This is a genomic window from Streptomyces sp. NPDC006733 (assembly GCF_040636125.1).
Classification (GTDB): Bacteria; Actinomycetota; Actinomycetes; order Streptomycetales; family Streptomycetaceae; genus Actinacidiphila.
Genome location: NZ_JBEYJD010000012.1, coordinates 13,790 through 34,201, shown reverse-complemented (window position 1 = coordinate 34,201; position 20,412 = coordinate 13,790). Strand labels below are relative to the sequence as shown.

General features: G+C 67.9%; 18 protein-coding genes. 16 read left to right on the top strand and 2 right to left on the bottom strand.

The window, feature by feature from the left end; all coding sequences use genetic code 11:
• Positions 1–33 precede the first annotated feature (33 nt).
• The 6 genes from ABZ721_RS13025 to tuf all read left to right on the top strand — a co-directional run bounded on the left by ABZ721_RS13025 (position 34) and on the right by tuf (position 9,292).
• Complete coding sequence (locus ABZ721_RS13025) at positions 34–3,933, top strand: DNA-directed RNA polymerase subunit beta' (RefSeq protein WP_277439624.1); 3,900 nt, start codon at positions 34–36, stop codon at positions 3,931–3,933.
• A gap of 197 nt (positions 3,934–4,130) precedes the next feature.
• Positions 4,131–4,610, top strand: a complete 480-nt coding sequence (locus ABZ721_RS13020; protein WP_358788794.1) for a DUF1707 and DUF4190 domain-containing protein — start codon at positions 4,131–4,133, stop codon at positions 4,608–4,610.
• Between the two features lie 288 nt (positions 4,611–4,898).
• Positions 4,899–5,270 (top strand): 30S ribosomal protein S12, encoded by a 372-nt coding sequence (gene rpsL, locus ABZ721_RS13015; RefSeq protein WP_138352888.1) that lies wholly within the window; start codon positions 4,899–4,901, stop codon positions 5,268–5,270.
• Between the two features lie 2 nt (positions 5,271–5,272).
• Positions 5,273–5,743 (top strand): 30S ribosomal protein S7, encoded by a 471-nt coding sequence (gene rpsG / locus ABZ721_RS13010; RefSeq protein ID WP_138352889.1) that lies wholly within the window; start codon positions 5,273–5,275, stop codon positions 5,741–5,743.
• A 38-nt stretch (positions 5,744–5,781) separates the two neighbouring features.
• On the top strand, positions 5,782–7,917 hold the full coding sequence (fusA, locus tag ABZ721_RS13005; protein WP_358788685.1) for an elongation factor G: 2,136 nt from the start codon (positions 5,782–5,784) through the stop codon (positions 7,915–7,917).
• A 181-nt stretch (positions 7,918–8,098) separates the two neighbouring features.
• Positions 8,099–9,292: an elongation factor Tu gene (gene tuf / locus ABZ721_RS13000; RefSeq protein ID WP_277439626.1), complete on the top strand. Its 1,194-nt coding sequence runs from the start codon at positions 8,099–8,101 to the stop codon at positions 9,290–9,292.
• Positions 9,293–9,400: 108 nt separating this feature from the next.
• Here the strand turns inward: tuf and ABZ721_RS12995 are convergent, their stop codons facing one another.
• Positions 9,401–11,452 carry a PIG-L family deacetylase gene (locus ABZ721_RS12995; RefSeq protein ID WP_358788684.1) on the bottom strand — a complete coding sequence of 684 codons (2,052 nt, stop codon included), beginning with the start codon at positions 11,450–11,452 and terminating at the stop codon, positions 9,401–9,403.
• Positions 11,453–11,614: 162 nt separating this feature from the next.
• On the opposite strand from ABZ721_RS12995, the gene ABZ721_RS12990 reads away from it, so the two are divergent.
• Together ABZ721_RS12990 and ABZ721_RS12985 are read left to right on the top strand one after the other, a co-directional pair.
• Positions 11,615–12,916 carry an MFS transporter gene (locus ABZ721_RS12990; protein ID WP_358788683.1) on the top strand — a complete coding sequence of 434 codons (1,302 nt, stop codon included), beginning with the start codon at positions 11,615–11,617 and terminating at the stop codon, positions 12,914–12,916.
• On the top strand, positions 12,913–13,932 hold the full coding sequence (locus tag ABZ721_RS12985; RefSeq protein ID WP_358788682.1) for a hypothetical protein: 1,020 nt from the start codon (positions 12,913–12,915) through the stop codon (positions 13,930–13,932). The genes ABZ721_RS12990 and ABZ721_RS12985 overlap by 4 nt, the downstream gene beginning before the upstream one ends.
• Before the next feature lie 25 nt (positions 13,933–13,957).
• Here ABZ721_RS12985 and ABZ721_RS12980 read toward each other — a convergent pair whose 3' ends face one another.
• Positions 13,958–15,541, bottom strand: coding sequence for a N,N-dimethylformamidase beta subunit family domain-containing protein (locus ABZ721_RS12980; protein WP_358788681.1), 1,584 nt, complete (start codon positions 15,539–15,541; stop codon positions 13,958–13,960).
• A gap of 487 nt (positions 15,542–16,028) precedes the next feature.
• Here ABZ721_RS12980 and rpsJ point away from each other — a divergent pair, with 487 nt between their 5' ends.
• From rpsJ to rpsC, 8 genes are read left to right on the top strand one after another with little or no spacing between them, the layout of a single operon-like run.
• Entirely contained in the window at positions 16,029–16,337 is a 309-nt protein-coding gene (gene rpsJ, locus ABZ721_RS12975) for a 30S ribosomal protein S10 (protein WP_138352895.1), read from the top strand.
• 13 nt (positions 16,338–16,350) lie between these two features.
• Positions 16,351–16,995, top strand: a complete 645-nt coding sequence (gene rplC / locus ABZ721_RS12970; protein ID WP_138352896.1) for a 50S ribosomal protein L3 — start codon at positions 16,351–16,353, stop codon at positions 16,993–16,995.
• 4 nt (positions 16,996–16,999) lie between these two features.
• The gene (gene rplD / locus ABZ721_RS12965) at positions 17,000–17,677 is read left to right on the top strand and encodes a 50S ribosomal protein L4 (RefSeq protein ID WP_277439632.1); all 678 of its coding nucleotides are present in this window, start codon (positions 17,000–17,002) and stop codon (positions 17,675–17,677) included.
• Entirely contained in the window at positions 17,677–18,012 is a 336-nt protein-coding gene (gene rplW, locus ABZ721_RS12960) for a 50S ribosomal protein L23 (protein WP_138352898.1), read from the top strand. Before rplD ends, rplW begins: the two co-directional genes overlap by 1 nt.
• A 39-nt stretch (positions 18,013–18,051) precedes the next feature.
• Entirely contained in the window at positions 18,052–18,888 is an 837-nt protein-coding gene (gene rplB, locus ABZ721_RS12955) for a 50S ribosomal protein L2 (protein WP_138352899.1), read from the top strand.
• Positions 18,889–18,900: 12 nt separating this feature from the next.
• Complete coding sequence (gene rpsS / locus ABZ721_RS12950; RefSeq protein ID WP_138352900.1) at positions 18,901–19,182, top strand: 30S ribosomal protein S19; 282 nt, start codon at positions 18,901–18,903, stop codon at positions 19,180–19,182.
• A 43-nt stretch (positions 19,183–19,225) separates the two neighbouring features.
• Positions 19,226–19,573: a 50S ribosomal protein L22 gene (gene rplV / locus ABZ721_RS12945; RefSeq protein ID WP_138352992.1), complete on the top strand. Its 348-nt coding sequence runs from the start codon at positions 19,226–19,228 to the stop codon at positions 19,571–19,573.
• Positions 19,573–20,412: a 30S ribosomal protein S3 gene (gene rpsC, locus ABZ721_RS12940; RefSeq protein ID WP_358788680.1), complete on the top strand. Its 840-nt coding sequence runs from the start codon at positions 19,573–19,575 to the stop codon at positions 20,410–20,412. Before rplV ends, rpsC begins: the two co-directional genes overlap by 1 nt.

Genomic DNA, 20,412 nt, shown 5'->3' with positions numbered 1-20,412 from the left:
TCGGGTAAAACCCGAAGGCGGGATTGACGACAAGTGCTCGACGTCAACTTCTTCGACGAGCTGCGGATCGGCCTTGCCACCGCGGACGACATTCGTACCTGGTCGCACGGCGAAGTGAAGAAGCCGGAGACCATCAACTACCGCACCCTCAAGCCGGAAAAGGACGGGCTCTTCTGCGAGAAGATCTTCGGCCCGACCCGGGACTGGGAGTGCTACTGCGGTAAGTACAAGCGTGTCCGCTTCAAGGGCATCATCTGCGAGCGCTGCGGCGTCGAGGTAACTCGCGCCAAGGTGCGTCGTGAGCGGATGGGCCACATCGAGCTGGCCGCTCCCGTGACCCACATCTGGTACTTCAAGGGCGTTCCGTCGCGGCTGGGCTACCTGCTCGACCTCGCCCCGAAGGACCTCGAGAAGGTCATCTACTTCGCCGCCTACATGATCACGTGGGTCGACGACGAGCGCCGGACGCGTGATCTGCCCTCCCTCGAGGCGCAGGTCTCCGTCGAGCGCCAGCAGGTCGAGAACCGTCGGGACTCCGATGTCGAGAACCGGCAGAAGAAGCTCGAAGCGGACCTCGGCGAGCTGGAGGCCGAGGGCGCCAAGGCCGACGTGCGCCGCAAGGTGCGCGAAGGTGCCGAGCGTGAGATGAAGCAGCTCCGTGACCGCGCCCAGCGCGAGATCGACCGCCTCGACGAGGTGTGGGCCCGCTTCAAGAACCTCAAGGTCCAGGACCTCGAGGGCGACGAGCTGCTCTACCGCGAGCTGCGCGAGCGCTTCGGCACGTACTTCTCGGGCTCGATGGGTGCCGCGGCGCTGCAGAAGCGCCTGGAGACCTTCGACCTCGAAGAAGAGGCCGAGCGTCTGCGCGAGATCATCCGTACCGGCAAGGGCCAGAAGAAGACCCGTGCGCTCAAGCGCCTCAAGGTCGTCTCGGCGTTCCTGCAGACCACCAACAAGCCCAACGGCATGGTGCTGGACTGCGTCCCGGTCATCCCGCCGGACCTGCGTCCGATGGTGCAGCTGGACGGTGGCCGCTTCGCGACCTCCGACCTGAACGACCTGTACCGCCGCGTGATCAACCGCAACAACCGCCTCAAGCGTCTCCTTGACCTCGGTGCCCCCGAGATCATCGTGAACAACGAGAAGCGGATGCTGCAGGAGGCCGTCGACGCGCTGTTCGACAACGGCCGCCGCGGTCGCCCGGTCACCGGTCCCGGCAACCGCCCGCTGAAGTCCCTGAGCGACATGCTCAAGGGCAAGCAGGGTCGTTTCCGTCAGAACCTCCTCGGCAAGCGAGTCGACTACTCGGCCCGTTCGGTCATCGTCGTCGGCCCGCAGCTCAAGCTGCACCAGTGCGGTCTGCCGAAGGCCATGGCGCTGGAGCTCTTCAAGCCGTTCGTGATGAAGCGCCTGGTGGACCTGAACCACGCGCAGAACATCAAGTCGGCCAAGCGCATGGTCGAGCGCGGCCGCACCGTGGTCTACGACGTCCTCGAAGAGGTCATCGCGGAGCACCCGGTGCTGCTGAACCGTGCGCCCACCCTGCACCGCCTCGGCATCCAGGCCTTCGAGCCCCAGCTGGTCGAGGGCAAGGCCATCCAGATCCACCCGCTCGTCTGCACCGCGTTCAACGCGGACTTCGACGGTGACCAGATGGCCGTGCACCTGCCGCTGTCGGCAGAGGCGCAGGCCGAGGCCCGCATCCTGATGCTGTCCTCGAACAACATCCTGAAGCCGGCCGACGGTCGTCCCGTCACCATGCCGACCCAGGACATGGTGCTGGGCCTGTTCTTCCTGACCACCGAGCCGGAAGAGCGCGTGCTCATCGGCGAGGGCCGGGCGTTCGGCTCCACCGCCGAAGCGATCATGGCGTTCGACAACCGCGAGCTCTCGCTGCAGTCGAAGGTCGACATCCGCTTCCCGGTCGGCACCGTCCCGCCGCGCGGCTGGACCCCGCCCGCCGAGGAAGAGGGCGAGCAGGGCTACCAGGTCGGCGACACGTTCCGGCTGCGGACCTCCCTGGGCCGCGCGCTCTTCAACGAGCTGCTGCCCGAGGACTACCCGTTCGTCGACTACGCGGTCGGCAAGAAGCAGCTCTCCGAGATCGTCAACGACCTCGCCGAGCGGTACCCGAAGGTCATCGTGGCGGCGACGCTCGACAACCTGAAGGCGGCCGGCTTCCACTGGGCCACCCGTTCCGGCGTCACCGTCGCCGTCACGGACATCGTCGTCCCCGAGGCCAAGAAGGCCATCGTCAAGGGGTACGAGGACCAGGACGAGAAGGTCCAGAAGCAGTACGAGCGCGGCCTGATCACCAAGGACGAGCGCACGCAGGAGCTCATCGCGATCTGGACCAAGGCGACCAACGAGGTTGCCGAGGCGATGAACGCGAACTTCCCCAAGACGAACCCCATCTTCATGATGGTCGACTCGGGTGCCCGAGGAAACATGATGCAGATGCGTCAGATCGCCGGTATGCGTGGTCTGGTGTCGAACGCGAAGAACGAGACCATCCCGCGTCCCATCAAGGCCTCGTTCCGTGAGGGCCTGTCCGTGCTGGAGTACTTCATCTCCACCCACGGTGCCCGTAAGGGCCTCGCGGACACCGCCCTGCGTACCGCCGACTCGGGTTACCTCACCCGTCGTCTGGTGGACGTCTCGCAGGACGTCATCATCCGCGAGGAGGACTGCGGTACCGAGCGCGGCCTCAAGCTGCAGATCGGTGCGCGCGGTGAGGACGGCGTCCTTCGCAAGACGGACGACGTCGAGACCAGCGTCTACGCCCGCATGCTCGCCGAGGACGTCGTCATCGACGGCAAGGTGATCGCGCCGGCCAACGTGGACCTCGGCGACGTGCTCATCGACCAGCTGATCCAGCACGGTGTCGAGCAGGTCAAGACCCGCTCGATCCTCACCTGCGAGTCCACGGTCGGCACCTGTGCCTTCTGCTACGGACGCTCGCTGGCCACCGGCAAGCTGGTGGACATCGGCGAGGCCGTCGGTATCATCGCGGCCCAGTCGATCGGTGAGCCCGGTACCCAGCTGACGATGCGTACCTTCCACACCGGTGGTGTGGCGGGTGACGACATCACGCAGGGTCTGCCGCGTGTCGTCGAGCTCTTCGAGGCCCGTGTCCCCAAGGGTGTCGCCCCGATCTCCGAGGCTGTCGGTCGGGTCCGCATCGAGGAGACCGAGAAGACGAAGAAGCTCGTCGTCACCCCGGACGACGGCAGCGAGGAGATCGCCTACCCGATCTCCAAGCGGTCCCGTCTGCTGGTGGGCGAGGGCGACCACGTCGAGGTCGGCCAGAAGCTGACCGTGGGTGCCACCAACCCGCACGACGTGCTGCGCATCCTCGGCCAGCGCCAGGTTCAGATCCACCTGGTGGCCGAAGTGCAGAAGGTCTACAACAACCAGGGCGTGTCGATCCACGACAAGCACATCGAGATCATCATCCGGCAGATGCTCCGCCGCGTGACGATCATCGAGTCGGGCGACGCCGAGCTGCTTCCGGGCGAGCTCGTGGAGCGCGGCCGCTTCGAGACCGAGAACCGTCGTGTGGTCTCCGAGGGCGGTCACCCCGCCTCCGGCCGTCCGCAGCTGATGGGTATCACCAAGGCCTCGCTGGCGACCGAGTCCTGGCTGTCGGCCGCCTCCTTCCAGGAGACGACCCGAGTGCTGACCGACGCGGCGATCCACGCCAAGTCGGACTCGCTGCTCGGCCTCAAGGAGAACGTCATCATCGGTAAGCTCATCCCGGCCGGTACGGGCCTCGCCCGTTACCGCAACATCCGGGTCGAGCCCACCGAAGAGGCGAAGGCAGCGATGTACTCGGCCGTCGGTTACGACGACATCGACTACTCGCCCTTCGGCACCGGCTCCGGCCAGGCCGTTCCCCTGGAGGACTACGACTACGGGCCCTACAACGGCTGAGTCCCGTCCCGCAGAGTCCGATCCGCAAGGCGGCCGTCCCTTCCCGGGATGGCCGCCTTGCGGCTTTTCGCGGAACTTCGCACGGTCGCCGTGCGTCCGTCAGTATGGAGAGACCATTCGGAGGCGGGGAGGTGTCGCGCGTGTCGCTCGATCCGTGGGGCAACGGGCGGCTGCCGCAGTCCGGCCAGGTGCCGGGCATGCTGGCGGCGGACGCCGACCGGGAGCGTACGGTCGACGTGCTGAAGGCCGCCTTCGCCGAGGGCCGTCTGCAGCAGCCGGAGTACGAGCAGCGGATGTCCACCGCCTACCAGGCGCGCACCTACGGCGAGTTGCAGATGCTGGTGCGCGACCTCCCGCAGGGTCCCTCGCCGATGATGTCCATGCAGCCGTCGCAGCCGATGGGGTACGTGCCGCGGACGTTCCTGCCGCCCCCGCCGCGCACCAACACCTCCGCCGTCGCGTCGTTCGTCTGCGGGATCGCCGGCACCTTCACGCTGGTGACGGCGATCCCGGCGGTCATCCTCGGCCACAAGGCCCGCAGGGAGATCCGCAGGACGGGTGAGGCGGGCGACGGCTTCGCGGTCGCCGGCCTGGTGCTGGGCTGGATCGTGTCCGGCTTCTTCGGGCTGATCATGTTCTTCGTGATGTTCGCCGCGGTGGCCGGATCCGGCGGATAGCGGGTCCTGAGCGGGCGGCGTGTCCCGCGCTGATGCATTTGTTTTGACCGGAGCCGATGCGATAGGTACGATCTGACCTTGTGCCTGGGGTGTGCCCGGGTCCTTGCGCGTGCCCCCAGTCTCGACTGGGAGGTTACCGATATCGCACAGGGACACCGTGGCCGCGGCACCCGACATCGCACGTTCTCTGCTCCACGGGGACGTGCGGGGTCCGCGACACACCCGACCGCGTGGGTCGGTGCCCCAGGTTAGTTTTATCGAGATCGGCACACAGAAACCGGAGAAACGGTGCCTACGATCCAGCAGCTGGTCCGGAACGGCCGGCAGGACAAGGTCAAGAAGAATATGACACCCGCGCTGAAGGGTTCCCCTCAGCGTCGCGGTGTTTGCACGCGTGTGTACACGACCACCCCGAAGAAGCCGAACTCGGCGCTTCGCAAGGTGGCCCGTGTGCGTCTGACCAGTGGGATTGAGGTCACCGCCTACATTCCGGGCGAGGGCCACAACCTCCAGGAGCACTCCATCGTGCTCGTGCGTGGCGGTCGTGTGAAGGACCTGCCGGGTGTTCGCTACAAGATCATCCGCGGCTCCCTGGACACCCAGGGCGTCAAGAACCGCAAGCAGGCCCGCAGCCGCTACGGCGCCAAGAAGGAGAAGTAAGCATGCCTCGTAAGGGTCCTGCCCCGAAGCGCCCGGTCATCATCGACCCGGTCTACGGATCTCCTCTGGTGACCTCGCTGGTCAACAAGATCCTCCTGCACGGCAAGCGTTCCACCGCCGAGCGGATCGTTTACGGCGCCCTCGAGGGCCTCAAGGAGAAGACCGGTACCGACCCGGTCATCACCCTGAAGCGCGCTCTTGAGAACATCAAGCCGACTCTGGAGGTCAAGTCCCGCCGCGTCGGCGGTGCGACCTACCAGGTGCCGGTCGAGGTTCGCCCCGCCCGTGCCTCCACGCTCGCGCTGCGCTGGCTCGTGGGTTACTCCCGCGCCCGCCGCGAGAAGACCATGACCGAGCGCCTGATGAACGAGCTGCTGGACGCCAGCAACGGTCTCGGCGCCTCTGTCAAGCGTCGCGAGGACACGCACAAGATGGCCGAGTCGAACAAGGCCTTCGCGCACTACCGCTGGTAGTCACTACCCACATCGAAACCGAGAGAAGACTGAGCCTAATGGCCACCACTTCGCTTGACCTGGCCAAGGTCCGCAACATTGGGATCATGGCCCACATCGACGCGGGCAAGACGACGACCACCGAGCGGATCCTGTTCTACACCGGCGTCTCGTACAAGATCGGTGAAGTCCACGATGGCGCAGCCACCATGGACTGGATGGAGCAGGAGCAGGAGCGCGGCATCACGATCACGTCGGCCGCGACGACCTGCCACTGGCCGCTGAACGATGTCGATCACACGATCAACATCATCGACACCCCGGGGCACGTCGACTTCACGGTCGAGGTGGAGCGTTCGCTCCGCGTCCTCGACGGTGCCGTCACGGTGTTCGACGGTGTTGCCGGTGTTGAGCCGCAGTCCGAGACCGTTTGGCGTCAGGCGGACCGCTACGGCGTGCCGCGCATCTGCTTCGTCAACAAGCTCGACCGGACCGGTGCCGAGTTCCACCGCTGCGTCGACATGATCGTGGACCGCCTCGGTGCGGTTCCGCTGGTCATGCAGCTGCCCATCGGTACCGAGATGGACTTCAAGGGTGTCGTCGACCTCGTCGCCATGAAGGCCCTCGTGTGGTCCGCCGAGGCCACCAAGGGCGAGATGTACGACACCGTCGACATCCCGGCCACTCACGTCGAAGCCGCCCAGGAATGGCGCGGCAAGCTCCTCGAGACCATCGCGGAGCACGACGACGAGATGATGGAGCTGTTCCTCGAGGGCGAAGAGCCTTCGGAAGAGGCACTGATGGCCGCGATCCGTCGCGCCACCATCGCCTCGACCGACTCCGAGCACCAGGGCAAGCCCACCTTCACGCCCGTGTTCTGTGGTTCCGCGTTCAAGAACAAGGGCGTTCAGCCCCTGCTCGACGCCGTGGTCCGCTACCTGCCGTCGCCCCTGGACATCGAGGCCATCGAAGGCCACGACGTCAAGGACCCGTCGGTGGTCGTGAAGCGCCGCCCGTCCGAGGACGAGCCGTTCTCCGGTCTTGCGTTCAAGATCATGAGCGACCCGCACCTCGGCAAGCTCACCTTCGTCCGGGTCTACTCGGGCCGCCTCGAGACCGGCACCTCGGTGCTGAACTCGGTGAAGGGCAAGAAGGAGCGCATCGGCAAGATCTACCGTATGCACGCGAACAAGCGTGAGGAGATCGCGGCGGTGGGCGCCGGCGACATCATCGCCGTCATGGGCCTGAAGCAGACCACCACCGGTGAGACGCTGTGCGACGAGAAGAACCCGGTCATCCTGGAGTCCATGGACTTCCCGGCCCCGGTCATTCAGGTCGCGATCGAGCCCAAGTCCAAGGGTGACCAGGAGCGTCTGGGCGTCGCCATTCAGCGTCTCGCTGAAGAGGACCCCTCGTTCCAGGTCCACTCCGACGAGGAGACCGGCCAGACCATCATCGGTGGTATGGGCGAGCTTCACCTCGAGGTGCTGGTCGACCGCATGAAGCGCGAGTTCCGCGTCGAGGCGAACGTCGGCAAGCCCCAGGTCGCATACCGCGAGACGATCCGCAAGACTGTCGACCGGATCGACTACACGCACAAGAAGCAGACTGGTGGTACCGGCCAGTTCGCGAAGGTACAGATCTCGATGGAGCCCATCGAGGGCGGCGACGCCTCGTACGAGTTCGTGAACAAGGTCACCGGTGGCCGCATCCCCCGTGAGTACATCCCCTCGGTGGACGCCGGCGCCCAGGAAGCCATGAAGTTCGGCATCCTGGCCGGTTACGAGATGGTGGGTGTTCGCATCACCCTTCTCGACGGTGGTTACCACGAGGTTGACTCCTCCGAGCTCGCCTTCAAGATCGCCGGTTCGCAGGCGTTCAAGGAGGGTGCCCGTAGGGCGAGCCCCGTACTGCTCGAGCCGATGATGGCCGTTGAGGTCACCACGCCCGAGGACTACATGGGCGACGTCATCGGCGACCTGAACTCCCGCCGTGGCCAGATCCAGGCCATGGAGGAGCGCAGCGGCGCCCGTGTCGTCAAGGGTCTCGTGCCCCTGTCGGAGATGTTCGGCTACGTCGGAGACCTCCGCAGCAAGACCTCGGGTCGCGCAAGCTACTCGATGCAGTTCGACTCCTACGCCGAGGTTCCGCGGAACGTCGCTGAGGAGATCATCGCGAAGGCCAAGGGCGAGTAGCGCTCAATTCGCAGTGTTGCTCAACCCGTAGGCTTGACAGCAGGCATCGGGGCATTCGACACAATCCGCAGGGGCTTCGGCCCTGAGAAGCGTGGCGGATGCCCCGGCAGCCCGCATTCCAGCAAAGATCACCTGGCGCCGATGAAGCAAGGCGTACAGAACCACTCCCAGGAGGACCCCAGTGGCGAAGGCGAAGTTCGAGCGGACTAAGCCGCACGTCAACATCGGCACCATCGGTCACATCGACCACGGTAAGACGACGCTGACCGCGGCGATTACCAAGGTGCTGCATGACGCGTACCCGGACCTGAACGAGGCCTCGGCCTTCGACCAGATCGACAAGGCTCCTGAGGAGCGCCAGCGCGGTATCACGATCTCGATCGCGCACGTCGAGTACCAGACGGAGTCGCGTCACTACGCGCACGTCGACTGCCCGGGTCACGCGGACTACATCAAGAACATGATCACGGGTGCGGCGCAGATGGACGGCGCCATCCTCGTTGTCGCCGCGACCGACGGCCCGATGCCGCAGACCAAGGAGCACGTGCTCCTGGCCCGCCAGGTCGGCGTTCCGTACATCGTCGTCGCCCTGAACAAGGCCGACATGGTGGACGACGAGGAGATCCTGGAGCTCGTCGAGCTCGAGGTCCGTGAGCTCCTCTCCGAGTACGAGTTCCCGGGCGACGACCTTCCGGTCGTGCGCGTCTCGGCGCTCAAGGCTCTCGAGGGCGACAAGGAGTGGGGCGAGAAGCTCCTCGGCCTCATGGAGGCCGTGGACACCGCGATCCCGACTCCGGCTCGTGACGTCGAGAAGCCGTTCCTGATGCCGATCGAGGACGTCTTCACGATCACCGGTCGTGGCACCGTCGTCACCGGTCGTATCGAGCGCGGTGTGCTCAAGGTCAACGAGACTGTCGACATCATCGGCATCAAGGAGACCAAGACCACCACCACGGTCACCGGCATCGAGATGTTCCGCAAGCTGCTCGACGAGGGCCAGGCGGGCGAGAACGTCGGTCTGCTCCTCCGTGGCATCAAGCGCGAGGACGTCGAGCGCGGCCAGGTCATCATCAAGCCGGGCACGGTCACGCCGCACACCGAGTTCGAGGCCCAGGCCTACATCCTGTCGAAGGACGAGGGTGGCCGTCACACCCCCTTCTTCAACAACTACCGTCCGCAGTTCTACTTCCGGACGACCGACGTGACCGGCGTTGTGACCCTCCCCGAGGGCACCGAGATGGTCATGCCGGGCGACAACACCGCCATGACGGTCGCGCTGATCCAGCCGATCGCCATGGAAGAGGGCCTGAAGTTCGCCATCCGCGAGGGTGGCCGTACCGTGGGCGCCGGCCAGGTCGTCAAGATCACCAAGTGATCTGACGCCAAGGGCCCTACCGGGCCTGGCAAGCAACACACCGAGGGCCCTGCCCCCGCCGTTCGCGGTGGGGGCAGGGCCCTCGGCCTTTTCCGGCGCTTCCGGCCGCTACGCCGTCGACCGGGTCTCCGGGCGCCAGACCCAGGGGGTCGCGGCGAAGTCCAGGCCGAGCACGTAGGCCTTGCCGTCGGGGCCGTGCAGCAGGGCGGGGGTGCCGACCGGGAGGGCGAAGGGCGGGCGGGCGAGCGGGCGGTCCGGGTGCGCCGCGTCGACGAGCCGGACGGTGCCGTCCAGCTCCTTGCCGAGCAGCAGCGGCCCGCCGCGGCCCGGCGCGTACCCCACCGCGACGTCGGCGTAGCCGCCGTAGCCGCTCAGCTGCGCGGGCGTGAGCACGCCGTCGCGCGACGCGGTGCCGTCGACCGTGCGCAGGACCAGCTCTCCGGTGACCGGCCGCCGGTAGGCCACCGTGAGGGTGCCGTCGGGGGCGAGCGCCGCGGACGGCGGTTCGCCGGGCTGCGGCATGCCGCCCAGGGCCTGGAAGGCCATCGGCTGCCCGGGGGCGGGCTGCGCCCAGTGGTGCACGGTGTCGCGGCCGGCCGCGAGGACGTGGACGCGCGCGCGGCCGTCCAGGACCACCGCCAGGCCGTCCTGCACCTCCTCGCCGCCGAGGTCCCGCCACTCGCCCCACGTCCCGCCGGGCTCCCTGACCCTGGTCCAGACGCCCTTGGCCGCGCTCCGCACGAAGAGGTGGACCCGTCCGTCGGGGGTGGGGACCGCGACCGGGCAGCCGATCCGGCGGCCCTGGTCCTCGGTGCGCTCCGGGTTGCCGAGGCCCGTCCAGGCGCGGAACGGGCCGTCGGGGGAGCTCTGCTCCCGCAGGACGATCTCGCGCGCGTTGTGCCCGCCCTGGCCCTGCAGGGAGGCGAACCGCAGGGCGAACAGCAGCCGGCGGCCCGTGGAGTCCTTGACGGCGGCCAGCGCGGGGGCCAGCGGCCCGCCGCCGAGGTCCTGCGGATCGCTCCACTGGCCGCTGCCGGGCGCGCTCTCCTGCCAGCGCACGGCACGGGTGCCGAGCACGCTGAACGCCTCCAGCCGCCCGTCCGGGCCGGCGAACGTCGCGGGCCGGGCGCCCGGGTAGCGGTAGTGCGTGGAGCGGACCCAGCCCTTGGGGTTGGTCAGCGGGGTGTTCTGGCCGACCCCGTAGTCCCCGCAGCCGGCGGCGTTGCCGCAGTCCCACTCCGGGTCCCCGCCGTACGGCAGCAGGTACGCGTTCTTCTCGCGGACCACGGACTGCGGGAGATTGCGGGGCCAGCGCTGGTTGTAGTAGCCGCGGTACGCGGTGGTCACGAACCGCGGCACGTCGCCGTCCGCCTTCGCGTCGGCGGCGACCCACTGGGCGAGCGCCTTCCAGGCGAAGAGCGCGGCCGGCGTGTGGTCGCGGTGGTCGGAGTAGCCGTCCTGGTCGCTGTTCTGGTGATGGGCCGCGTCGTGCACCTGGATGTCGGGGTCCGGGTCCAGGGTCTGCACCAGCGTGGGCCGGTAGCGCGCCAGCAGCGCGGCCAGCGAGTCCACCAGGGTCCGGTGGCTGACCTTGCTGGACCTCCTGACGGGCGAGCCGGTGGCCACCACGGTGTCCAGGGTGATGCCGGGGACCGCCCACAGGTGGGGGAGTCCCATGAGGTTCCGGTTCCCCTCGCCCATCGACAGGTTGACGAAGACCAGGTCGGCCCGGCGTTCGCCGTTGGCCAGCTGGTCCAGCTCGACGGTGAGCCCGCCGGTCAGCCGCAGCGCGGAGTGGCGCCACGGGGTGAACTTGTCGAGGCCCAGCATGGTCGCGTACGCCTGGCGCAGCCCCTGGTGGCGGGCGGAGGAGTACGCCTGCCGGTCGGGCTTGGGCTTGGGGGTGCGCGGCGCGTGGTTCACGCCCACGGACTCGCCGGCCGTCACGTAGACCGAGACCACCGGTACACCGCTGCGCACCGCGTGCAGCGTGTCGGGGTTCATGAAGTACAGGTCGTCGTCCGGGTGGGCGAGGACCTGCAGCAGCAGCGGCTTCGTACCGGGGCGGTACGCCTGGACCGCGCTCGGATCGGGCTCCGCGACCGGTTTCGTGTCCGACGGCGTGCCGGTGCAGCCGACGGCGACGGCCGTCGTGGACATGGCTGTGGCGACAAGGAGTTCCCTGCGGGACAACCTTCGCCTCGTAGAGACGCTCACAACAGGTAGGAGCGAGAAGTCGGCCCCGAGGTTGCGTGCGTCAACCTGCACAGCGACTGACCTAGGGTGGTCCGTCGGGTAACCAGGGCGTTAAGGGAGCGATGCGTGTATCTGTCGGAGACCCGGGCCGGTGACAAGGCCCGGTCCGAGGGCGAACAGCCGGCCGGCCGTCGCCGGAACTGGCGCGGCCTGGTGTCGGCGAACGTGTTCGCGCTGGGAATGACGAGCCTGATCACCGACATCTCCTCGGAGATGGTCACCGCGGTCCTCCCGGTCTACCTGGTCACCGGACTCGGCCTGAGCATGCTGCAGTTCGGCTTCCTGGACGGCGTGTACTCGGGGTCGACGGCCCTGCTGCGGATCGTGGGCGGCTACCTCGCCGACAAGTTCACCGCGCGCAAGGCCGTGGCGGGCTCCGGCTACCTCATGTCGGCGGTGACGAAGCTGGGATTCCCCCTGGTGGGCGCGTCGGTGCCGGGCATCGGGGTGATGATGGCCGTCGACCGCGCGGGCAAGGGGATCAGGACCGCCCCGCGCGACGCGCTGATCTCGCTCTCCACCCCGCCGGAGTCGCAGGGCCGGGCGTTCGGCGTGCACCGGGCGATGGACACCGTCGGCGCCTTCATCGGCCCGGTCATCGCCTTCGCCCTGATGTCGATGATGAGCACCCAGCTGGGCACCGCGTACGACGCGGTGTTCGTGGTGAGCTTCTGCATCGGCGCGGTCGGCGTGGTGGCCCTCGCGCTCTTCGTGCGGGACCCGTTCACCCGCAAGAAGACGGCCAGGGTCGCGGTCTCGCTCCGCGCGGGCCTGGGGATGCTCGGCAACGCGGCGTTCCGGCGGGCGTGCGTGGGGGCCTGCCTGCTGGGCCTGGCGACGGTGTCCGACGCCTTCGTCTACCTGGCGCTGCAGGATCGCACCGACCTGGCGATCTCCTGGTTCCCGCTGCTGCCGCTCGGCACCACCGGCGTGTACCTGCTGGCGGCGGTGCCGCTGGGCGGTCTCGCCGACCGGATCGGCCGCTGGAAGATCTTCCTGGCCGGGCACGCCTGCCTGATCGGCGCCTACCTGCTGGTCGGCGGCGTCCTCGACCTGCGCGGCACGGCCCTGATCCTCGTCGTCCTTGCCCTGCACGGGCTGTTCTACGCGGCGACCGACGGCGTCCTGATGGCGCACGCCGGGCCGCTGATCCCCGAGGAGCTGCGCACCAGCGGGCTGTCGGTGCTGCAGACCACCCAGACCCTGGGCCGTTCCGTCTCCTCGGTGGCGTTCGGCGCCGCCTGGATGCGCTGGGGCCCCGAACACACCATCCAAGGATTCACCGTCGCTCTGACGGCCGCCGTGCTGCTCTGCATGGTGATGCTGCGGCCGGGTGCCGCCCACGGTCCCGAGGTGGCCGGCGTATGAAGAACCGGATCATAGTCTTCGCGGTGTGCGTGGCCCTGCTGGCCTCGGTGGCCGTCGGGTACACGGTGTACGCGCTGCAGCGCGACAAGGCCCGCGTCGCGGGCGGCGAGGGCGTGCGCCCGGTCGCCGGCGCGGTCGACCTCGCCCCGGGCGGCTCCGCCCGGCTGGTCTTCCGCGACACCGCCAAGGGCCCCGGCTTCGGGCGGCTGGCGCAGGTGGCGGTGGGCAGCCCGCAGAGCGGCCGGAAGGTCGACACGCAGGCCTGCGAGCGCAGTTACGCGGCGGCCGGCCGGCTGCTCTGCCTGGCCGGCGAGAACGGCCTGGTCGTGCACCACTACGCGGAGCTGCGCGACAGCCGGATGAAGCTCCTCAAGCGCATCCAGCTGCCGGGCCTGCCCAGCCGCGCCCGGCTCTCCGCCGACGGCCGGATGGCGGCCTGGACGGCGTTCGTCTACGGGGACTCGTACACCTCGGCCGGGTTCTCCACCCGCACCGGGATCTACGACTCGCGCACCGGCACGTTGGTGCCGAGCCTGGAGGCGTTCACGGTGACGCGGGACGGCAAGGGCTTCACGCCGCCGGACCGCAACTTCTGGGGGGTGTCGTTCCTCAAGGACGACAACACCTTCTACGCGACGCTGGGCAGCGCCTCCAACGGCGGCACGTTCCTGGTCCGCGGCGACTTCGCGGCCCGCACGATGACGGTGCTGCGGCAGAACGTGGAGTGCCCGTCGCTGTCGCCGGACGGCACCCGGCTGGTCTTCAAGAAGAAGATCTCCGACGACCCGTCGAAGCCCTGGCGGCTGTACGTGCTGGACCTGGCCACCATGCGGGAGACGGCGCTCGCCGAGACCCGCAGCGTGGACGACCAGGGCGACTGGCTGGACAACCGCACCATCGCCTACTCCCTGCCGACCGGCAGCAGCGCCTTCGACGTGTGGCGCCAGCCCGCGGACGGCTCGGGCAGGCCGCAGCTGATGGTGGCGGGCGCGTACGGCCCCAGCGTGATCCGCTGACGGCCGGCGCCCGGGGTGACACGACCTAGTGGGCGAAGGACATCCTGCTCGGCGGGGAGACGTAGCGGGCGTAGTTGTCCTGGGCCGGGTAGGTGCGGCCGGCCGGTCCCGCGGTGAAGACCCGCAGGATGTTCTCGGAGACCTGGCGGGCGAACTCGCCGGACGCCTCCGGCACCCGCTGCCCGCCGGACCGCTCCCGGCAGCCGGTGTTGCCGTAGACGCTGCAGGCCCAGCTCATGGTGCCGGTGGCGAAGACCCCGGCGCCCGAAGGCACCGTGTAGTAGGCCGCGTTGGCCCGCGTCTTCGCGCCGCGGCAGGTCAGCGGGGAGTCCCCGACGACCTGGATCGGGCGCGGCACCGGGACGCCGGCCATCAGCCGGTCCGACTCCACGCCGACCAGCCCGATGTACTTGCTGCCGGCCTTGGCGCCGGTGCCGCGGAACATCCACGCGTCCGGGTCGGTGACGACGAACGGCGCGTAGACCGGGTTGCACTCGTACAGCACGCCGGTCAGGACGCTCTCCGGGCGCGGGTCGGGCGGCAGCCGCCACTGCTGGGTGGCCTGGCTCGGGTCCTTGAGGATCATCGGGTCCTCGGCGGGGTCCTTGTAGACCACCACCACGCGGTCCTTCCCCAGCTCGCTGGGCTCCAGCCGGATGTGCCGATAGGCGGCGTTTGAGGAGAAGAAGGCGATGTTCACGCCCGCGTCGCGGATGGCGAGGGTGTTGTCGCGCATGCCGGCCGACCAGTACTCGTCGTGCCCGGAGAAGATCACCGAGCGGGCGCCGCGGAACAGCTCGGCCGAGTTGTCGAGGTCGGTGTCGGTCGCGTAGGCGAGCGGGATGCCCATCCGCTCCGCGACGCTGAGCATCGGCAGCTCGTACCAGTTGAAGGGCGAGCCCTTGCCGTCGTACGGCCGGTCGAAGCTCGCCTTGCGCGAGCGCTTGGTGTAGCCGGGGCCCGTGGTGCCGCGCGAGTCGCCGTAGACGTTGGTGCCGCCGCCCCACTTGTTGTAGGCGGCCCAGGTGGTGACCGCGTTCACGAAGACCGTGCGGCCGACGGTGGAGGTGGAGCGGACCGTCAGCGTCACCCAGCGGTCGTGGCCCGCGCTGGAGACCAGCTTGAGCAGGTAGCTGCCCTGCGGCCAGTTCCTGGTGCTCACCGTCAGGGACGGCTTCCACGGCGCGGTGACCAGGTATATGCCGGGGACGACCTTCGGGGCGGCCTGCCGCTCGCCGTGCTGGGCAGCCGACGACCAGACCTTGCGGCCCTGCTTCCCCTGGTACCAGCCCATCCGGAACGCCTCGACGTGGAAGCTCCTGGCGGTGGTGGAGACGAAGAGGCGAAACGATTCTCCTGAGGTGACGCTGACATGGTCGGCGTAGCCCTCGATCGCGTCGGAGGGGCCGGGGTCGCGCAGCCGCCAGGCGGTGCTGCCGGGCCGCTCGTTCTCGTCCGCCACCGACCACGTGTCCATGTTGAGCGGAGGCGCGGCCTTGGGGGTCCTGGCGGGCGGCGCCACCGGCCCGCCGCTTCCGGGGGTGCCGCAGGCGCCGGCGAACAGCGCGAGGACGGCCGTGAGCAGGATCAGACGGGGCAGTCTCTTCAACGCGCACTCTCTCTCGACCGACGTCCCCGCCAGGTCAGGGAGCTCCGCAGAAGAGGACGGACGAGTGAGGCCTTTGGTTGCTCCGACGGCCCCAGCTGGTCCCAGGTGGTACTGTCACCGGCTCGATTGGCGTCGAGTGTGCCCCATATGGCACACTAGCCAAGTTGCTCGGTCGAGCGCCGATGCTGCGCGCCTCCCGTCGGGAGGACCGGAAGCGAGTCCCACAGTACTCGTCGTCATGATCCACCTCGGTGGCATGGCGGACGTACGGGAATCTTCCGGGAAGCGTTAGTGCGGTTCCGGCCAGGCACCCGGTGGGAGTCTTCCCCACATCCTGCGGTGAGAGCGCCGCGCTTCCTTCTCCGAGGGATTTCCGCTTGCGGAAATTTATGAGAAGGGGTGCGACACGCCCGACCGCGTGGGTCGGCGAAGAGTCACTACCGACCGGGTTCCAGAGCGTTACGAGACAAAGGACTACGGAGTAGCCATGGCGGGACAGAAGATCCGCATCCGGCTCAAGGCGTACGACCACGAGGTCATCGACTCCTCGGCGAAGAAGATCGTCGAGACGGTGACGCGTACTGGTGCGCACGTCGCAGGCCCGGTGCCGCTGCCCACTGAGAAGAACGTGTACTGCGTCATCAAGTCGCCGCACAAGTACAAGGATGCGCGCGAGCACTTCGAGATGCGCACCCACAAGCGGCTCATCGACATTCTCGACCCCACGCCGAAGACGGTTGACTCGCTGATGCGTCTCGACCTCCCGGCTGGCGTCGACATCGAGATCAAGCTCTGAGGTGACGCGCGAGATGGCTAAGAGCATTAAGGGCGTCCTGGGCGAGAAGCTCGGCATGACGCAGGTCTGGGACGAGAACAACCGCATTGTGCCGGTGACCGTCATCAAGGCCGGCCCGTGTGTCGTGACCCAGGTCCGCACCAACGACGTCGACGGCTACGAGTCGGTTCAGATCGCCTTCGGCGAGATCGACCCGCGCAAGGTGAACAAGCCCCTCAAGGGTCACTTCGCCAAGGCCGACGTAACCCCGCGCCGCCACCTGGTGGAGCTTCGTACCCCTGACGCCGGCGAGTACACGCTGGGCCAGGAGATCACCGCTGCGACCTTCGAGTCCGGTGTCAAGGTCGACGTGACCGGCACCAGCAAGGGCAAGGGTTTCGCCGGTGTCATGAAGCGTCACAACTTCAAGGGTCTCGGCGCCGGTCACGGCGTTCAGCGCAAGCACCGTTCCCCCGGCTCCATCGGTGGCTGCGCCACCCCGGGTCGTGTCTTCAAGGGCATGAAGATGGCCGGCCGGATGGGTGGAGAGCGTGTGACCACACAGAATCTGACCGTCCACGCCGTTGACGCGGAGAAGGGCCTGCTCCTCATCAAGGGAGCGGTTCCTGGTCCGAACGGCGGCCTCATCCTGGTCCGTACCGCGGCCAAGGGGGCTTGAGGATATGAGCACCATTGACATCCTGTCGCCCGCGGGCGACAAGACCGGCAGCCTCGAGCTTCCCGCCGAGATCTTCGACGCCAAGGTCAGCATTCCGCTGATCCACCAGGTCGTCGTGGCGCAGCTCGCTGCCGCCCGCCAGGGCACGCACAAGACCAAGACCCGCGCCGAGGTCCGCGGTGGTGGGCGCAAGCCCTACCGCCAGAAGGGCACCGGCCGCGCCCGTCAGGGTTCGACCCGCGCTCCGCAGTTCGCAGGCGGTGGCGTCGTCCACGGCCCGCAGCCGCGTGACTACTCCCAGCGGACGCCGAAGAAGATGATCCGGGCCGCCCTCCGTGGCGCCCTGACCGACCGGGCGCGTCACGACCGCATTCACGTCGTCTCCGGCGTGATCGACGGCGCGACGCCTTCCACCAAGGCCGCCAAGGCACTGCTGGGCAAGATCAGCGAGCGACGTCACGTGCTCCTGGTCGTCGAGCGCGCCGACGAGGCCGCGTGGCTGTCCGCCCGCAACCTGCCCCAGGTCCACATCCTGGAAGCGGGTCAGCTGAACACCTACGACGTGCTCGTCTCCGACGACGTGGTCTTCACGCAGGACGCCTTCGAGCGTTTCGTGGCGGGTCCCGCCGCGTCCGCCAAGGCCGTTGCCTCCGAGGATGAGCTCGAAGGGAACGACGCCTGATGAGTGAGACCAAGACCGCCGCGGTCGTCACCAGCAAGACCTTCACGGACCCCCGTGACATCCTGGTCAAGCCGGTGGTTTCCGAGAAGAGCTACGCGCTCCTGGACGAGAACAAGTACACGTTCATCGTCGCGCCGGGCAGCAACAAGACCCAGATCAAGCAGGCCGTCGAGGCGGTCTTCTCGGTCAAGGTCACCGGGGTCAACACGATCAACCGGCAGGGTAAGCGCAAGCGCACCAAGACCGGTTTCGGCAAGCGCAAGGACACCAAGCGCGCCATCGTGACCCTCGCTGAGGGCGACCGAATCGACATCTTCGGCGGCCCGGTCTCCTAACGGAGTCCGTGTCGTCCGATATCGGACGAGGACTGAGAAATGGGTATCCGCAAGTACAAGCCGACGACGCCGGGCCGTCGTGGCTCCAGCGTCGCCGACTTCGTCGAGATCACGCGGTCCACGCCGGAGAAGTCGCTGGTCCGCCCCTTGCACAGCAAGGGTGGACGTAACAGCTCGGGTCGCATCACTGTTCGCCACCAGGGTGGCGGTCACAAGCGTGCTTACCGAGTCATCGACTTCCGTCGTCATGACAAGGACGGCGTTCCGGCGAAGGTCGCTCACATCGAGTACGACCCGAACCGCACCGCACGCATCGCGCTGCTGCACTACGCAGACGGCGAGAAGCGCTACATCATTGCCCCGGCCAAGCTGAGCCAGGGCGACCGGGTTGAGAACGGCCCCACGGCCGACATCAAGCCGGGCAACAACCTCCCGCTGCGCAACATCCCGGTGGGTACGACCATCCACGCCATCGAGCTGCGTCCCGGCGGCGGCGCGAAGATCTCCCGTTCCGCGGGTGCTTCGGTCCAGCTGCTGGCGAAGGAGGGCTCCATGGCCACCCTTCGTATGCCCTCCGGTGAGGTCCGCCTGGTCGACGTCCGCTGCCGCGCCACTGTTGGCGAGGTCGGCAACGCCGAGCAGTCGAACATCAACTGGGGCAAGGCCGGCCGTATGCGCTGGAAGGGCGTCCGCCCGACCGTCCGCGGTGTCGCGATGAACCCTGTCGACCACCCGCACGGTGGTGGTGAGGGTAAGACCTCCGGTGGTCGCCACCCGGTCTCCCCGTGGGGTCAGAAGGAGGGTCGTACTCGCTCGCCGAAGAAGGCAAGCAGCAAGTACATCGTCCGCCGCCGCAAGACGAACAAGAAGCGCTAGGAGCAGGTTTAGATGCCGCGCAGTCTCAAGAAGGGGCCCTTCGTCGACGACCACCTCATCAAGAAGGTGGACGTACAGAACGAGGCAGGCACCCACAACGTCATCAAGACCTGGTCCCGCCGCTCCATGATCATTCCGGCGATGCTGGGCCACACGATCGCGGTGCACAACGGCAAGATCCACGTCCCGGTGTTCGTCACCGAGTCCATGGTCGGCCACAAGCTCGGCGAATTCTCGCCGACCCGCACGTTCCGCGGCCACGTCAAGGACGACCGCAAGACGAAGCGTCGCTGATCGGCGGAGTGCGAAGACTATGACTGACACCGAAGGGACAACCATGGAAGCCAGGGCCCAGGCGCGGTACATCCGCGTCACGCCCATGAAGGCCCGCCGCGTGGTGGACCTCATCCGTGGCATGAATGCCACGGAGGCTCAGGCGGTCCTGCGTTTCGCCCCGCAGGCCGCGAGCGTGCCGGTGGGCAAGGTGCTCGACAGCGCCATTGCCAACGCCGCGCACAACTACGACCACTCCGATGCCGAGTCTCTCGTCATCACTGAGGCGTATGTCGACGAAGGCCCGACCCTGAAGCGGTTCCGTCCGCGTGCCCAGGGCCGTGCCTACCGGATCCGCAAGCGGACCAGCCACATCACCGTGGTCGTCAGCAGCAAGGAAGGGACCCGGTAATGGGCCAGAAGGTTAACCCGTACGGGTTCCGGCTCGGAATTACCACGGACTTCAAGTCTCGTTGGTACGCCGACAAGCTGTACAAGGACTACGTCAAGGAAGACGTCGCCATCCGCAAGATGATGACGCAGGGCATGGAGCGCGCCGGCATCTCGAAGGTTGAGATCGAGCGCACCCGTGACCGCGTGCGTGTGGACATCCACACCGCGCGTCCCGGCATCGTCATCGGCCGTCGTGGTGCCGAGGCCGACCGCATCCGCGGCGACCTGGAGAAGCTGACCGGCAAGCAGGTGCAGCTGAACATCCTCGAGGTCAAGAACCCCGAGATGGACGCTCAGCTGGTGGCCCAGGCCGTCGCCGAGCAGCTCTCCTCGCGTGTCTCCTTCCGTCGCGCCATGCGTAAGAGCATGCAGGGCACGATGAAGGCCGGCGCCAAGGGCATCAAGATCCAGTGTGGCGGCCGTCTCGGCGGCGCCGAGATGTCCCGCTCCGAGTTCTACCGCGAAGGCCGTGTGCCGCTGCACACCCTGCGCGCCAATGTGGACTACGGCTTCTTCGAGGCCAAGACCACCTTCGGCCGCATCGGTGTGAAGGTGTGGATCTACAAGGGCAACGTCAAGAACATCGCAGAGGTTCGCGCCGACAACGCCGCGGCCCGTGCGGGCAACCGCCCGTCGCGTGGTCCCGGCGCCGGTGGAACCGACCGTCCGCAGCGCCGCGGTGGCGAGCGCGGCGGCCGTGGCCGTAAGCCTCAGACGGACGGCGGTGCGGCCCCCAAGGCCGAAGCCCCCGCCGCCGTAGAGGCGCCGGCTGCGGACACTCCCGGAACGGAGGCCTGA

What these genes read in the sequence shown, in the direction of transcription:
- fusA (WP_358788685.1), top strand. Translation starts at nt 5,782, where the DNA reads ATGGCCACCACTTCGCTTGACCTGGCCAAGGTCCGCAACATTGGGATC.
- rplD (WP_277439632.1), top strand. Translation starts at nt 17,000, where the DNA reads ATGAGCACCATTGACATCCTGTCGCCCGCGGGCGACAAGACCGGCAGC.
- rplW (WP_138352898.1), top strand. Translation starts at nt 17,677, where the DNA reads ATGAGTGAGACCAAGACCGCCGCGGTCGTCACCAGCAAGACCTTCACG.
- ABZ721_RS12995 (WP_358788684.1), bottom strand. Translation starts at nt 11,452, where the DNA reads ATGTCCACGACGGCCGTCGCCGTCGGCTGCACCGGCACGCCGTCGGAC.
- rpsC (WP_358788680.1), top strand. Translation starts at nt 19,573, where the DNA reads ATGGGCCAGAAGGTTAACCCGTACGGGTTCCGGCTCGGAATTACCACG.
- rpsJ (WP_138352895.1), top strand. Translation starts at nt 16,029, where the DNA reads ATGGCGGGACAGAAGATCCGCATCCGGCTCAAGGCGTACGACCACGAG.
- rplB (WP_138352899.1), top strand. Translation starts at nt 18,052, where the DNA reads ATGGGTATCCGCAAGTACAAGCCGACGACGCCGGGCCGTCGTGGCTCC.
- rpsS (WP_138352900.1), top strand. Translation starts at nt 18,901, where the DNA reads ATGCCGCGCAGTCTCAAGAAGGGGCCCTTCGTCGACGACCACCTCATC.
- ABZ721_RS12985 (WP_358788682.1), top strand. Translation starts at nt 12,913, where the DNA reads ATGAAGAACCGGATCATAGTCTTCGCGGTGTGCGTGGCCCTGCTGGCC.
- rpsG (WP_138352889.1), top strand. Translation starts at nt 5,273, where the DNA reads ATGCCTCGTAAGGGTCCTGCCCCGAAGCGCCCGGTCATCATCGACCCG.
- rplV (WP_138352992.1), top strand. Translation starts at nt 19,226, where the DNA reads ATGGAAGCCAGGGCCCAGGCGCGGTACATCCGCGTCACGCCCATGAAG.
- ABZ721_RS13020 (WP_358788794.1), top strand. Translation starts at nt 4,131, where the DNA reads ATGCTGGCGGCGGACGCCGACCGGGAGCGTACGGTCGACGTGCTGAAG.
- rplC (WP_138352896.1), top strand. Translation starts at nt 16,351, where the DNA reads ATGGCTAAGAGCATTAAGGGCGTCCTGGGCGAGAAGCTCGGCATGACG.